This is a genomic window from Enterococcus sp. DIV1083b, from assembly GCF_051713705.1.
GTDB classification, from domain to species: Bacteria; Bacillota; Bacilli; order Lactobacillales; family Enterococcaceae; genus Enterococcus_D; species Enterococcus_D casseliflavus.
Genome location: NZ_JBIOQJ010000001.1, coordinates 2,332,001 through 2,347,294 on the forward strand (window position 1 = coordinate 2,332,001; position 15,294 = coordinate 2,347,294).

Below are 15,294 nucleotides of genomic sequence, written 5' to 3' on the forward strand. Positions count from 1 at the left end.
ATTCATTCTTGTTCGTTCCTGTTTATTCCTGATTGGCTAACAAAATCGTCAGGGTCGAAGCGACTTCTTCTTTTCTCACTTCAACGGTCGCACCAGTATGCTTGATTTTGATCTCTACGATGCCTTCTACGGCTTTTTTACCGATAGTCAAGCGAATCGGACAGCCAATCAAATCGGCATCTGCAAATTTGACCCCTGCACGTTCATTGCGGTCATCTACCAGCACTTGATAGCCGACTTGGTTCATCATTTCTTCTACTTCTTCACTTAAGGCATTTTGATAGCTATCTTCAATCGACGTTTGAATGATATGCACATCAAATGGGGCAATTTCTTGGGGCCAATCGATCCCAAATTCATTGCCGTATTGTTCGACGATCGTTGAAAGCAGCCGAGAAACCCCCAGCCCATAACAGCCCATGATGATTGGTTGCTCATCGCCGTTTTCATCGACAACCGTCGCTTCTTGCGCCTCACTGTACTTGGTTCCTAACTTGAAGATATGGCCAACTTCGATTCCTCGCGTAAAGGTTAAGGTTCCTTTTCCATCTGGGGAAGGATCACCTTCTTGAACCAAGCGAAAATCGGCAAAGGCTAATGGTTGAAAATCACGCCCCACATTCGCATTGAGATAATAGCTTTGTTTTTCTGCCGCTGGAACGATCAGATTCGCCATATCTTGGACATGCTGATCGGCGTACAACTGGATCGAATCAGCAAGCGCAATGGGACTGCGCAGCTGCGTCTCACTCGTCAGATAAGACTCCGCTTCCTCAACAGTCAGCACCTTCACTTGATCAGCGGCTAAGTAATGCTTGACCTTTGTTTCATTGAGGCTGTGATCGCCTCGTAATAACACCATAATGACTTGCTCGTCAACGAGTAATAAAGATACTTGAACGATTTTTTGCAAGTCTGTTTCGTATGCCTGCGCCAGCTCCTCTAACGTTAAAGGCTCATCCTGAACGACTTTTTGTAATTCTAAATAGGTCTCGTGAGATTTTTTGGCGATGTATTGACTGGTTGCTAATTTCCAATTGGCGACATAATCGCTTTCGGTCGAGTAGCAGATCAGCTCTTCGCCGATCCCCGACAATGCCAAAAATTCTTTCGAATCTCTGCCACCCATCAAGCCATTGTCCCCGACCACTGCCCGATACTCGATCCCACAGCGTTTCAATATTGCATGATAAGCCATTTCGTAACGATTATAGGTTTGATCTAAGCTGGCTTCATCGGCATGAAAGGAATAGCCATCTTGCATGATAAATTCGCGGCTGCGAATCAATCCAAAGCGCGGCCGCTGTTCGTCCCGATATTTCGTTTGGATCTGATACAAGCTCAATGGCAGCCGTTTATAAGACGTGATCTCGTTTTTGATCAATGTCGTAAACGGCTCTTCATGAGTAGGTCCTAAAACGATCTCTCGTTCGTTTCGATCTGTTAATCGATACAAGGATTCACCATACAATGAGGCACGTCCTGACTCCTTCCATGGCTCATACGGAAGCAAAGAAGGCATCGCCATCTCTACGGCATCGATTTGTGCCAATTCTTCACGGATGACCCGCTTGATCTTTTCTAACACCCTTTGTGCTAGCGGCAAGTAAACATAAATGCCTGCCGCCACTTGTCGAATATACCCTGCCCTAACTAACAGTTGATGACTTAACGTCTCCGCATCGCTGGGGGTTTCCCGCAATGTCGGAATCAAACATTTTGACTGTTTCATTTTTTTCTCCTTTGCTACAAAAAATCATGTTCACCCGATCAACAATTGATTTGCTTGTGCGTCTTATTTTTAAAAGAAGAAACGTTGGATATCATTCCAGGTAACGAGAACCATCAGTAGCATCAAAAACCCAAACCCAATCAGAGTAATGATGCCTTCTTTTTCTTGGCTGATTGGCTTGCCTCGCAAACCTTCTAAAATATTTAAAACCAGCTTACCGCCATCCAATCCAGGAATTGGTAATAAATTAAAGATCCCCAAGTTGATAGAAATCATCGCCATCATCGCGATCACCGTTGTTACCCCTTGCGATGCAGCTTGAGAAGACAGTTGGAAAATCGCTACCGGTCCACCTAATTTATTGATATCTGGTTGGGCAATCAAGTTGCCGACTGCTCTAAAAATCACCAGTGAATTGTCAATGGTCGTTTGCAAGCCACCCAGTAAGATATCTCCGATCCCAGTTTTTAAGGAAGAGGTGATCCCTAAGAAACCAATCGTGGTCTCCCCTGATTCTTGACTCGCAGGAGTTGCCGTCAAATCAAGTGTTTCTGATCCTCGTTTGACTGCTAGAGCAATCTGAGTATCTGGGTACTTTTGGATCTCAGTCGTTAATTCTGACCAGTTGGAAACATCGACGCCTTCGACAGCTAAGATTTCATCGCCATTTTGCAGCCCTGCTTCAGCTGCCGGTGTTCCTGCTTCGATTCCTGTCACGATGGTTGCATCTTGATTCGCAACACCACCTTGTGCAAACACCAACCCAGTGAATAAGACCAATGATAAAATAAAGTTGTTCATCGGTCCGGCAAAATTCGTCAACATTCGCTGCCAAAGCTTTGCGGACTGAAATTGAACGTCTTTTGGTGCGATCCGAACTTCAACGCCATCTTCATGAATGATCGTTGCGTCATGATCCACAGCGTACGTCATCGCTTCTTGTTCATTGCCGTTGATGAACCCTGTGATCGTCAACTTCTCCTCCAAGTCAAAGTCGGTCACTTCCATAGGGATCGCTTGCGGCAATTGGATCTTTTTGCTCGTATTGATTTTGATAACTTTGCCAGTTGCATCTTGAACCAAGGAGACTGGCATACCTGGTGTTAATTCTGTTTCATCTTCACCCCAGCCCGCCATTTGGACATACCCGCCTAATGGCAGCATCCGAATCGTGTAGGTCGTCCCATCTTTCGCTTGATGCGCGAACAATTTAGGCCCCATACCGATGGCAAACTCTCTTACTAAAATACCTGCCCGTTTTGCAAAGAAGTAGTGTCCAAACTCGTGAATCACTACCACTACGGAAAAGATAATGATAAATACAAGTATCGTTTTCATGCTCGTTCCTCTCTTTCACAGCATCCCTCTCATTCAGGGCAGCCTTTCCTTATTTTATCACACCGATTCCCGTTGAGGAACTCACATTCCCGTTGTAACAAGAATTTAAAAAAAGAAGCGCAAGCCAAGCCTGCACTTCTAAATAATTTCTAAAAAACACCGAATAAATACATGATTGGAAACACAAACAGCATGCTATCGAAGCGATCCAAGATCCCGCCATGTCCTGGCAAAAGATTGCCTGAATCCTTCACGCCATAATGACGTTTGATTGCCGATTCCACTAAATCCCCGAATTGACCAGCGATCGAAAAGAGAACCGTCAATAAGATCATGATGGCACTACCATGTCCAAAATAATCTTTCCCTGGAAATGCTAGCAGATACAAACCGGCTACGACCACCGCAGCAGCAATCCCGCCTAAGGCCCCTTCGATCGTTTTATTAGGGGAAATCTCTGGCCATAATTTTCGTTGACCGTAACGCCGTCCCACCATGTAAGCCCCAATATCTGTTGCCCACACGATAAACAGACCGAAAACTAAAACGACTAAGCCATCTGTTGCTGAACGTGCCGTCAAGAAACGTTCAAAACCGACACCCGTATATAAGCTGACGATCACTGGAAAACCAGCTTCATCGATAGTATACGTATTTTTAGAAATAACCGCGATCCCTAGTAATAAAAGGACGATTACATAATACAAGGCACTTTTATCTGTGCCCTCTGGCAAAAAGAAAAACCAGCGTTCTTGAGGTAAAACTAAAATCACCGCACCGATGATTGAAAGAATTCCTTCAAAACTGAAAACAGCTAGTCCTTTCATCCGAAATAATTCATAAACACCAATCCCTGCCATCGCTGCTGCCAGCAATTCGACGGCAATGCCGCCAACGTAAATAATTGGCAGGAAAAAGGCTAATGCGACGACCGCAGTGATTACACGTTGTCTCACTCTTCTTCCTCCTTCGTTTTCAAACCGCCAAAACGCCGGTTTCGTTGTTGAAAGCTCCCGATCGCATCTTCTAGTAAAGCAGCATCGAAATCAGGCCAGAGCGCTTTCGTAAAGAATAATTCGCTGTAAGCAATCTGCCATAACAAGAAGTTGCTGATACGTTCTTCGCCACTCGTGCGAATCACCAATTCAGGATCACGTAACGCGTTTGGCAAAAAACCAGTCATCAAATGTGTCGCCAGCATGTCTTCCGTGAGCTTGGGCAGGGCTTCCTCCGAAGCTGCAAGCTCTTCATAAAGGGCTTGGACCGCAGTCAAAATTTCTGCGCGGCTGCCGTAATTTAAAGCAAAATTCAAGATCATCCCGGTATTATCTTTGGTTTGGTCAATCGCTCGCTTGACCGCTTCTTGTGTATGCGCGGGTAAAGATTCCGTGAACCCCATCACTTTGACTTGAACATTTTCTTTGATCAGCTCAGGAACAAACGTGTCGAAAAAGTCGACGGGCAGTTGCATCAAAAAGTCCACTTCTTCGTTTGGCCGTTTCCAATTCTCTGTTGAAAACGCATAAAGAGTCAATACTTTCACACCAAGGTGTGAAGCATGTTTCGTGATCTTTTTTACCGTCTCCATGCCTTCTTTGTGACCAGCTACTCTTGGCAAGCGCCGGTTTTGCGCCCATCTGCCATTGCCATCCATAATGATCGCGATGTGTTGGGGAATCGGCAGTGATGGATCAAATTCATGTTCAGCCGCTTCTTTGATATATTTGTCTTTTTGTGGAAAAAAACGCAGCATCGTATTCGCTCCTCTTCCAATTCTTGAAATTCATCTTTTACATTATAACAATAATCAGATTTCTTGCCTATGAAAACCAAGAAAAGATTTCCATATTAAGAAAAAACAAAAAAACAGTCGTGATATTCAAGTACATACGGCACTTTCGACCATAAAAAAAGAGCCGCTGAAGCGACTCTTCGTCATTCCTTTTAAACCTCAAGTAGCTCTTGCTCTTTTTCAGCTGCGATCGTATCGATTTCTTTGATGCTGTTATCTGTAGCAGTTTGCACTTCTTTTTCAGATTCACGCAAATCATCTTCTGTAATATCGCCAGCTTTTTCTTGTTTCTTGTAAGCTTCCATCGCATCACGGCGAATGTTACGGACCGCGATTTTCGCATTTTCAGCTTCTTTTTTCACGTCTTTGGCTAATTCTTTACGACGTTCTTCCGTTAATTGAGGAATCACCAAACGAATGACTGTTCCGTCATTGGCAGGCGTGATACCAATATCACTTTGCATGATGGCTTTTTCTACTTCTTGGATCATTGTTTTGTCAAAAGGTGTGATCATCAAAATTCTTGCTTCTGGAATCGTAATTGAAGCCATTTGGTTCAAGGGTGTTGGTACACCATAGTAAGTAACCATTACGCGGTCTAAGATGCTCGCGTTCGCGCGGCCAGCACGGATTTGTCCTAATTCCCGCTGCAAGTTTTCTGCTGCTTTTTTCATTTTGTCTTTTGCTTCTGTTAAAATTTTGTCAGCCATGTTATTTCCCCCTTACTGTCGTTCCAATATGTTCACCTAAAATGGCGCGGCGAATGTTTCCATGCTCATTCAAGTTGAATACGACTAATGGAATATCGTTGTCCATACTTAATGAACTTGCGGTTGAATCCATTACTTGCAATCCTTTAGAAATGACTTCTAAATGGGTCAATTCTTCAAATTTCACAGCACTTTGGTCCGTTTTAGGATCTGCTGAGTAGACGCCATCAACATTGTTTTTCGCCATCAAAATGACATCAGCGTTGATTTCAGCTGCCCGTAAGGCTGCGGTCGTATCAGTTGAGAAATAAGGGTTTCCGGTTCCGCCTGCAAAAATGACGACCCGCCCTTTTTCTAAGTGACGTTCTGCTCTGCGACGAATATAAGGCTCTGCGATTTGACGCATTTCGATCGAAGTTTGGACACGCGTTGGTACACCAGCATTTTCTAGCGTGTCTTGTAATGCTAAAGCATTCATCACAGTCGCTAACATGCCCATGTAATCAGCCTGTGCTCTTTCCATCCCCATTTGCGCGCCGATTTGTCCACGCCAAATGTTTCCGCCGCCGACCACGATCGCCATCTGTACGCCTAATTCGTGGACTTCCTTGATCTCTTTAACGATCTCTTGGATCGTCGGTGGTTTGATCCCAAAGCCTTCGTCACCCGCTAATGCTTCACCACTTAATTTTAATACAACACGTTGATATTTTGGTTTGCCCATCATGATTCCTCCGTACATTCTCCAATACTATTGTAGCATATTGGTGCTCTTTCGTTGAAAATTATCTACACTATTTCTTCAAAAACCGTTTTTGCTTAAAAAAAGGGAGCGCACTTCCATGCGTTCCCATCTGTTCGAGGAACAGAATTATTTTTTCACTTGGCTCATTACTTCTTCAACGAAGTTGTCTTCGCGTTTTTCGATACCTTCGCCGACTTCAAAGCGGACAAAAGATTTCACAGTTGCGCCTTTTGATGCAACATATTTTTCAACTGTCATATCTGGGTCTTTAACGAATGGTTGGTCAACCAAAGCGATTTCTGCTTTAAATTTCTTCAAGCGTCCTTCAACCATTTTTTCAACGATGTTCGCTGGTTTGCCTTCGTTCAATGCTTGTTCTGTCAAGACTTGTTTTTCATGATCCAATTCTTCTTGAGAGATTTGTGCTTCGTTCACGTAGCGAGGGTTGATCGCTGCAACGTGCATTGCAACATCTTTCGCAACTGATTCGTCAGTTGTTCCTTCAAGAACAGTCAGTACAGCAATACGTCCGCCCATGTGTAGGTAACCGCCGAAAGCAGCATTGTCATCTTTTTCAACAACTTCAAAACGACGGAAGCTGATTTTTTCTCCGATTACTTGTGTTGCTTCGATCAACGCAGCATCCATTGTGCCTTTAGAAGTTTCTAATTTTAAAGCAGCATCCATATCAGCTGGTTTGTTCGCTGCGATTACTTCAGCGATTTCTTTTACTAAGTCTTGGAACATTTCGTTTTTAGAAACGAAGTCAGTTTCTGAGTTCACTTCAACGATTGCTGCTGTGTTGCCGTTGATCGCTACAGATGCTAAACCTTCAGCAGCAATACGGTCGTTTTTCTTCGCAGCTTTTGCCATACCTTTTTCACGTAACAAGTCTACGGCTTTTTCGATGTCGCCTTCTACTTCAACTAATGCACGTTTTGCGTCCATCATTCCTACACCAGTCATATCGCGTAATTCTTTTACTAATTTAGCTGTTACTTCTGCCATTTTTTTTTCCTCCTAAATGTTTTTAAACAAGATTGCTTGTCTTTAAAAAAAGCTGTTTCAAAGGAGAGTGAGGCTTGGCGCCTAGCCTTTGAAACAGCTCCATCATTTATTATTCAGCTGATGCGTTGTCGCCTTCGACAACATCAACGATTTCTTCGATTGAAGTTGCGTTTTCTGTTGATTCAGCAGCAAAATCTTCTTCTGCTACTTGGTCTTCGCCTTGGTTACCTTCGATGAAAGCATCTGCCATTTTCGCAGTGATCAATTTAACGGCACGAATAGCGTCATCATTTGATGGGATAACAACATCGATTTCGTCTGGATCACAGTTTGTATCGACCATCGCTACGATCGGGATATTTAATTTGCGTGCTTCTTGGATCGCGATACGTTCTTTACGTGGGTCAACAACGTACATTACATCTGGAATTCTTGGCATATCAGCGATACCGCCTAAGAATTTTTCAAGACGTTCGCGCTCTTTGTTCAAGCCAACGACTTCTTTTTTAGGAAGAACAGCAAATGTGCCATCTTCTTCCATTTTGTTGATTTGTTTCAAACGAGCAACACGTTTTTGGATTGTTTCCCAGTTTGTCAAAGTTCCACCTAACCAACGATGGTTAACATAGTATTGACCTGAACGGATTGCTTCTTCTTTGATTGCTTCTTGTGCTTGTTTTTTAGTACCTACGAACAATGCAACGCCGCCTTCTTCAGCAACATTTTTCATGTAGTCGTAAGCTGCGTCTACTAATTTCACTGTTTTTTGCAAATCAATGATGTAGATGCCGTTTCTTTCTGTGAAGATATATTTCTTCATTTTTGGGTTCCAGCGACGAGTTTGGTGACCAAAGTGTACGCCGGCTTCTAGTAATTGTTTCATTGAGATTACTGCCATGTTGTGTTTCCTCCAATTTGGTTTTTTTGTTTTCCTCTCTTGCTCTTTTACTCCTTGAAGAACTGAATCGATCAGCACCGCTTCGCAGATGGAACAAGATGTGGGATTGACGTGAAAAACTCACGCCTTAAACAGTATACAGTAGCTAAAAAAGAAATGCAACTGATTCAAATGAAAAACTACGATTCGTGGTCCAGCTTTTTTTTAACGTTCTAATTCTTTTCTTATTATATCTAGGTTTTTTCGGCTTTATCTGCTATGATAAGGCTGACTTAATCAATCATGCTTAAAGGAGTTTACCTATGCGAAAAGCTGATCGCCATTTACTTATTAGACAAATCATTACTGAACATACTGTACGCACGCAAGAAGAATTATTGCAGCAATTGGAAGCCCAAGGCGTCTCCGCCACGCAAGCGACCATCTCTCGCGATATTCGTGATTTGAAAATCGTGAAAGTGCCCGATGAAACTGGTCAGACGAAGTTTGTCATTTTTCAAGGAATGCAATCGTCAGAAGATGAAAAAGAAGAAGAGCAGCGTTTGATACAAATGATCGAAGACGTTGTCACTAAAGTAGATCGTGTGCAATTTATGACGTTGATCCATACCGTTGCGGACAATGCGCCTTTGCTTTCGGCTGCGATCGATGAAGTGACTATGCCAGAAAAAGTTTGCTCGTTGGCGGGCTTTGATACAGTAGCGGTGATTTCCCGCAGCGACGAAGATGCCGAAATTTTTTATCAATTTATCAGAAACCACGCGGTCTTATAAGACACCGAACATGACCTATCTGTATTTTTACTACAAAAAAGCTGTGTCCTTGTCGAAACAAGGACACAGCTTTTTTTGTTACATTTTGTCGGGTGCATGTAAACCAAGCAACCGTAAATCTTCTTTTAATAAGGTCGTTACTGCATAAACTAGAGCCAGACGTGCGTCTTTTTCCGCATCTTCAGCCAAGATTTTCACATTGGCGTAATACTTATTAAAGGCCTGTGCCAATTTGATGGCATGTTTAGCAATGACGGATGGTTCATATTTTTCTGCTGCTTGCAGCACGGTTTCTGGGTAGCGCTGAATCAATTTGATGACTTCCCAGCTCTCAGTATCTGCCAATGACAAACTGCTGACAGCAGCAGGATCAAAGTCGGCTTTTTCAAGAATGCTCATGGCACGGGCATGAGAATATTGCACATAGGGTCCGGTCTCTCCTTCAAAACGGACAACTTCTTCTAGCGTAAAGTCGAAATTATTCAAACGGTCATTTTTCAAGTCGTGGAAAACGACTGCCCCGACACCGACTTGTTTTGCAACTTCTTCTTTGTTTTCAAGGGTTGGGTTCTTTTCAGTGATTTGTTCTTTCGCTGAATCGATCGCTTCATTCAATACTTCTTCTAAAAGAACGATCTTCCCTTTTCTCGTAGATAATTTTTTCCCATCTTTGGTGATCAATCCAAATGGTACGTGGGTCATATCATCTGCCCACTCAAAGCCCATTTCCTTCAAAACAGCTTTTAATTGCTTGAAGTGATAACTTTGCTCATTTCCTACCACGTACAATGATTTAGCAAAATTGTAGGTCCGTTTGCGGTACAATGCAGCAGCCATGTCCCGGGTGATGTAAAGGGTCGCACCATCGGATTTGCGGATCAAGGCTGGATTTAAGTCATACGCAGCCAAATCAACGATTTCTGCCCCTTGGTCTTCTTTCAGCAAGTGTTTTTCCTCTAATAATTCCACGACTTCTGTCATTTTATCATTATAGAAAGCTTCGCCATTCAATGAATCAAAGGAAACTTCCAACATATCATAGATTTTATTGAATTCTTTTAATGATTCATCACGGAACCATTGCCATAAATCCATTGCTTCTTGGTCACCATCTTCTAGTTTCTTGAACCAAGCTCTCGCATCATCTTCTAATTGTTTATCTGTCTCGGCAGCTTCATGAAAATCAACATACAAACGCAACAGTTCGTTGATTGGTTCCGCTTTGACCGCTTCTTCTGACCCCCATTTTTTATAGGCCACGATCAATTTCCCAAATTGTGTGCCCCAGTCGCCTAAATGGTTGATGCGAATTGGCTGGTAACCGATTTTTTCTAAAATAAAGCCGATCGAGTTACCGATCACAGTGGAACGCAAATGCCCCATTGAGATGGGTTTGGCAATATTGGGTGAAGACATATCGATGGGTACTGCTTGCTGATTGCCGATGGTTTGATCGCCAAAATGATTTTTTTCTTTGAGAACCATCTCTAAGACGTGGGCAGAGATTACTTTTTTATCCATAAAGAAGTTTAAATATGGACCGACCACTTCAATTTTTTCAAAAGACGCTTGATCGATTTTTTCTGCTAAGTCTGCGGCAATTTGCTGCGGCGCTTTCCGATAGACTTTTGCTAGCGAGAAGGCTGGGAATGCCACATCCCCATGGTCGGCTGACTTTGGATTTTCCAGTAATTGCTGAACTTGTTCGATCGATAGATCTTCTTTTACTACTTGATGGATCGCTTGTGCGACGATTTCTTTGTTATTCATAGTATCCCTCCTATAATGACTGAACCCATTTTTTGATGAAACGTTGTTTGAAGCAAGCAAACAGTTGTATGTTTTTCATGCAAGAAATGATTGATAAAAACAAAAAAGCCTCTAGCGCATAACATGCACTAGAGACGAGATTTCCCGCGGTACCACTCTGATTGTCCTTTTCGGACCTACTTTTTTCTGATAACGGCAGAATTCCGTTTGCTTGGCAAATTCTCACAAGTGCGTTTCACAATCTGATCAATTCGGCTTCCACCACCCCGAACTCGCTAACTGATACTCGAATCGCTACTTCTCTTGTTTCATCAAATCAAGGCTATTTACTTCCCAGAAAGTATAGCAAAGAAATGTTTGTTTGGCTAGCGAGATTTTGGCATTTTCAAAAAAAAATTATTTTATACTTTAGGAATAAATAGATCTCCAGCAGTCACTGCCATGATCGCTTTGATTGAGTGCAAACGATTTTCGGCTTGATCAAATTGACGGGCATACTTGCTACGAAAGACCTCATCAGTGACTTCCATCTCAGAAATTCCATACGCCTGCGCTGCTTTTTTGCCATACGTGGTCTGATCATCATGAAATGCTGGCAAACAATGCATAAAAATCACTTGATCGTTTTGGGTTTTTTTCATCAACGATTGGTTGACTTGATACGGCAGCAGCTGTTCGATCCGTTCTTGGAATTTTTCTTCTTCACCCATTGATACCCAAACATCGGTATACACGACATCGGCGCCTAGAACACCTTGATCCACATCATCAGTCACCAAAATCTTTGCCCCAGATTCCTTGGCATAGGCTTGTGCCTGTGCGATGATGGTTGCTTCTGGCTGCAAGGCCTGCGGAGTGACGACATGAATATTGACCCCTAAAATCGCACTGGTCACTAATAAAGAATTAGCGACATTGTTGCGCCCATCCCCACAGTATGCGATGGTCAAGCCAGTCAACTCACCGAAGTTTTCTTGAATGGTTAAAAAGTCAGCAATCATTTGCGTTGGATGCCATTCATCCGTTAAGCCATTCCAAACAGGTACGCCTGAATAGCTGGCCAGATCTTCGACAACCTGTTGACTAAAGCCGCGAAACTCGATCCCGTCGAACATGCGGCCGAATACTTTGGCGGTATCTTCAACAGATTCTTTAGACCCCAACTGAATATCATTGGCCCCTAAAAATTCCGGATGTGCCCCCAGATCCACCGCTGCAACCGTAAAGGCTGCTCGCGTCCGTGTCGAATTCTTTTCAAACAGAAGTGCAATATTTTTTCCTTCTAAGTAGCGATGTGGTTGATTGTTGGCCTTCATCCCTTTCAAGTGCTGGGAAAAATCAATCAAATATTGTAGTTCTTCTTTTGTAAAATCCTTTTCTGCTAAAAAACTGCGTCCTTTAAAAACCGATGTCATTGCATACCCGCCCTCCAATTAACTAATAATTATACATGATAATATCAAATAATGAAATAAAATACAACAAAATCTTCTGTTTGCTCATAAAGAAACTAAAAAAATACACCTAAGAACGGATCTTAGGTGCAATCATCTTAAGAAATCGTATGGGCAAAGCTGACACTTGGATCAGCATTCAATGAAAGATCTGCTAAGCGCTGCTTTTTCAACGCAACATGGGCATAGGCACCAATCATGGCCGCATTATCTCCGCAAAGACGCAACGGTGGAATCAACAATTCCACTTCCGGCAATTCCTGCATCGCTTTTTGTAAAGCGTCACGCAAGCCTTGATTCGCCGCGACTCCCCCAGCAACGATCAGCTGGTTTACAGGATAGGCTTGGCATGCCCGCAACGTTTTGTGAACCAATACTTCGACAACGCTGGCTTGGAAACTAGCTGCTAGATTTTCTACTGACAAAGCTTCCCCTCTTTGCTGTGCATTATGCACAAAATTGATAAAGGAACTCTTTAAGCCGCTGAAACTAAAATCAAAATTATCTTCTTGTATCATTGCTCGAGGAAAGTGATACGTATCACTGCCTAGATGCGCAAGGCGATCAATTTCTTTCCCACTAGGATAAGGCAACCCCAGAACACGACCGACTTTGTCATAGGCTTCACCAGCGGCATCATCTCTCGTTTCACCGATGATCTCAAAAGAGCCATCTTCTGCCATATACACCAATTCGGTATGGCCACCGCTGACCAATAATGCCATTAAAGGAAAAACCAATGGCTTCACTAGGCGAGCTGCATAAATATGTCCTGCCATGTGATTGACCGGAATCAGCGGTAAGCTGTGGGCCCAGGCAAAGGCTTTTGCTGCAGAAAGCCCAATCAACAGTGCCCCAACCAACCCTGGACCATAGGTAACAGCAACAGCTGACAACTCTTCAGGTTGGGTGTCGGCCTGTGTCAATGCTTCTTCGATACATAAAGTAATCTGTTCGACATGGTGACGACTAGCGACTTCTGGTACGACACCGCCGAAGCGCTGGTGGCTCTTGATCTGCGAAGCAACAATGTTACTTAAAATGGTGTCGCCGTTTTTAATCACTGCCACACTGGTTTCATCACAACTGCTTTCAATGGCTAAAATCAATTCATTCATTTGATTTTTGTCCGCCTACTTTCTTTTCCATAATCAACGCATCCTCTTCTGGATGACTGTAATATTTTTTTCTACGACCGATGACTGTATAGCCCATACGTAAATAAAGAGCTTGTGCTTGCAAATTCGACACACGCACTTCAAGATAGATGCGCCGACCATCGGTTTGTTCCACGAGCGATTCCATTTGCTTCAACAAATCTTTCGCCAAACCACGACCTTGATACGCTGGTAAAACCGCTACATTAAACAACTCTGCTTCATCCAGCACTTGCTGATAACAGAGAAACCCAATTAGCTCTTGATTGGTTTTTCCATAACGGAACAAATAGCGACTGTTGCTGTTTTGCAAATCTTGTTGAAATTGCTGCACATTCCAAGGCGAGCCAAAGGGATAGCTCTGATCTGCCAATGACCAGAGCATTTGCGGTGTCGGGATCGTTTGATCTGCTTGTTCGTTAGTCATTTAAAAATTTCACCATATCCAATGCGTCTTCATTGCCTTCGGTGTAGTACGCCGTTTTGATCGCCTGTGAAACAAACCCGAGGGTCCGATACAAACGTTGCGCATCACGATTGCCCAGGCGCACTTCTAACGTCAAACGGTCGCATTTGTTTTTCCTTGCATAACGTTCGATTTCTCCTAGCAAGAAAGACCCGATCCCTTTTCCTTGATAATCAGGAATGATCGCGATATTGGTGATATGGGCATCAGCGCCTAAAATCCGCACCCCGATAAACCCAATCATCCGCTCATTATGCAAGATGCCCAAATAAAGATGTTTGACCCGTGAATAAAGCTCTGACAAAAAGGCGCTCTTGGTCCAAGGTAGTTCCCCCGCATACACGAGACGCTCCACCTGCAGCAGCTCTTTAATGTCATCTCCGACTAATTCACGAACAACGTACGTTTCCCCTCGTATCTCTTTTTTACGCTCTGGGTATTGAATCTGACGGAAAAGAGCCAGCTTTCCCGTCATCGTTTTAAATTTTTTCAACATAGGCATCCACTCCCGGTTCATGCGAGGCTAACCATTTTTCTTCGGCTTCAACTAATTTTAAATAGTCTGGTACAAAATCATGGATCGAAGCTACCGGCGCTTCTTCTTTCGCAATAGCAGCTAAAACAACGCCATTCGGGTAATTCCATAACGACACTTGATTGATATGGGCTGTCGGCAGTTCCGCCTCGATCATGTCTTTAAATTTGATGGTATCGGCGCCGACAAATAGCACTTCTTGACCATCGACTGCTTTTAGCTGGGCCAATAACTCAGACAGTGAGATATGCTGGTCTTTGATCCTTGTTTGTAAGGTCCCATTATGCCATTGGTAGGCACCTGTGTAGACATTTTGACGGCGAGCGTCAAACAACGGGACGATCACTTGAGATACGCCCACGCAATTGGCAGCGACTGCTTTCAAACTGGAAACACCAATCAGCGGGATGTTCAATGTTTGCGCCAGCGTTTTTGCTGTTGTGACGCCGATTCGCAAACCCGTATACGAACCAGGACCTTTCGCAACAACGATTTGTTCCAGCTCTTTAGGTGCCATCCCCACCGCTTGCATCAATCCATCAATGGCAGGCATCAATGCTGTGCTGTGGTTTTTGATCGCCATCGTCTGGCTTTGTCCCAACACTTCTTGACCATCGACCACCGCAACCGCCAGTGTCTGGTTTGAGGTATCAATCGCTAATGTTTTCATCTATCTTCTCCCCATTCAAAAAACTCTCTCATATTCTACCATATTCTAATCAAATGCCCAACCAAGTCTCCCAAAAGATGCCTGCGTTTAGAAAAAAAGCAATAGGACAACAATACCCGAACCTTTGAAAAAAGCAAGCACGGCTGCAGCTGCAAACCGACGAGGCTGTTTAAAGGTTCGGGTAAGGCGATAGTCATTTTTTTTGTTATTCTATTAAAACTCAGTTGACGTGTGTAACGACATCCT

At 43.4% G+C, this 15,294-nt stretch carries 15 protein-coding genes and 1 other annotated feature; of the genes, 1 reads left to right on the forward strand and 14 read right to left on the reverse strand.

The features are described from left to right. Positions 1-22: 22 nt before the first annotated feature. The 8 genes from IGI69_RS10735 to rpsB form a co-directional block, all read right to left on the reverse strand. Positions 23-1,732, reverse strand: a complete 1,710-nt coding sequence (locus IGI69_RS10735; RefSeq protein ID WP_005229438.1) for a proline--tRNA ligase — start codon at positions 1,730-1,732, stop codon at positions 23-25. A gap of 69 nt (positions 1,733-1,801) precedes the next feature. Beyond that, entirely contained in the window at positions 1,802-3,070 is a 1,269-nt protein-coding gene (gene rseP, locus IGI69_RS10740) for an RIP metalloprotease RseP (RefSeq protein ID WP_221692951.1), read from the reverse strand. 149 nt (positions 3,071-3,219) lie between these two features. Further along, entirely contained in the window at positions 3,220-4,026 is an 807-nt protein-coding gene (locus tag IGI69_RS10745) for a phosphatidate cytidylyltransferase (protein WP_010749318.1), read from the reverse strand. After that, positions 4,023-4,823 carry an isoprenyl transferase gene (locus IGI69_RS10750; protein WP_010749317.1) on the reverse strand — a complete coding sequence of 267 codons (801 nt, stop codon included), beginning with the start codon at positions 4,821-4,823 and terminating at the stop codon, positions 4,023-4,025. The genes IGI69_RS10745 and IGI69_RS10750 overlap by 4 nt, the downstream gene beginning before the upstream one ends. 191 nt (positions 4,824-5,014) lie before the next feature. Continuing rightward, positions 5,015-5,572 carry a ribosome recycling factor gene (frr, locus tag IGI69_RS10755; RefSeq protein WP_438740792.1) on the reverse strand — a complete coding sequence of 186 codons (558 nt, stop codon included), beginning with the start codon at positions 5,570-5,572 and terminating at the stop codon, positions 5,015-5,017. Position 5,573: 1 nt separating this feature from the next. Next, positions 5,574-6,296 (reverse strand): UMP kinase, encoded by a 723-nt coding sequence (gene pyrH / locus IGI69_RS10760; RefSeq protein ID WP_005229433.1) that lies wholly within the window; start codon positions 6,294-6,296, stop codon positions 5,574-5,576. A 147-nt stretch (positions 6,297-6,443) separates the two neighbouring features. After that, positions 6,444-7,325, reverse strand: a complete 882-nt coding sequence (tsf, locus tag IGI69_RS10765) for a translation elongation factor Ts (protein WP_005229432.1) — start codon at positions 7,323-7,325, stop codon at positions 6,444-6,446. A 109-nt stretch (positions 7,326-7,434) separates the two neighbouring features. Continuing rightward, a complete protein-coding gene (gene rpsB / locus IGI69_RS10770; RefSeq protein ID WP_005229426.1) occupies positions 7,435-8,223 on the reverse strand; it encodes a 30S ribosomal protein S2 in 789 nt (262 codons plus the stop codon). Positions 8,224-8,525: 302 nt separating this feature from the next. On the opposite strand from rpsB, the gene IGI69_RS10775 reads away from it, so the two are divergent. Next, positions 8,526-8,996 (forward strand): arginine repressor, encoded by a 471-nt coding sequence (locus IGI69_RS10775; protein WP_060792268.1) that lies wholly within the window; start codon positions 8,526-8,528, stop codon positions 8,994-8,996. A 78-nt stretch (positions 8,997-9,074) separates the two neighbouring features. On the opposite strand, the gene argS is transcribed toward IGI69_RS10775, so the two are convergent. The 6 genes from argS to tsaB form a co-directional block, all read right to left on the reverse strand. Next, entirely contained in the window at positions 9,075-10,766 is a 1,692-nt protein-coding gene (gene argS, locus IGI69_RS10780; protein WP_218212690.1) for an arginine--tRNA ligase, read from the reverse strand. Between the two features lie 127 nt (positions 10,767-10,893). After that, positions 10,894-11,087, reverse strand: a binding site (T-box leader). Between the two features lie 80 nt (positions 11,088-11,167). Beyond that, positions 11,168-12,181 (reverse strand): ornithine carbamoyltransferase, encoded by a 1,014-nt coding sequence (gene argF / locus IGI69_RS10785; protein WP_438740795.1) that lies wholly within the window; start codon positions 12,179-12,181, stop codon positions 11,168-11,170. A gap of 137 nt (positions 12,182-12,318) precedes the next feature. Further along, positions 12,319-13,338: a tRNA (adenosine(37)-N6)-threonylcarbamoyltransferase complex transferase subunit TsaD gene (tsaD, locus tag IGI69_RS10790; protein WP_438740797.1), complete on the reverse strand. Its 1,020-nt coding sequence runs from the start codon at positions 13,336-13,338 to the stop codon at positions 12,319-12,321. Then, a complete protein-coding gene (gene rimI / locus IGI69_RS10795; RefSeq protein ID WP_438740799.1) occupies positions 13,331-13,804 on the reverse strand; it encodes a ribosomal protein S18-alanine N-acetyltransferase in 474 nt (157 codons plus the stop codon). The genes tsaD and rimI (IGI69_RS10795) overlap by 8 nt, the downstream gene beginning before the upstream one ends. Next, on the reverse strand, positions 13,797-14,339 hold the full coding sequence (gene rimI / locus IGI69_RS10800) for a ribosomal protein S18-alanine N-acetyltransferase (protein WP_005237007.1): 543 nt from the start codon (positions 14,337-14,339) through the stop codon (positions 13,797-13,799). The genes rimI (IGI69_RS10795) and rimI (IGI69_RS10800) overlap by 8 nt, the downstream gene beginning before the upstream one ends. Continuing rightward, entirely contained in the window at positions 14,323-15,048 is a 726-nt protein-coding gene (tsaB, locus tag IGI69_RS10805) for a tRNA (adenosine(37)-N6)-threonylcarbamoyltransferase complex dimerization subunit type 1 TsaB (protein WP_074536777.1), read from the reverse strand. The genes rimI (IGI69_RS10800) and tsaB overlap by 17 nt, the downstream gene beginning before the upstream one ends. Positions 15,049-15,294: the final 246 nt, after the last annotated feature.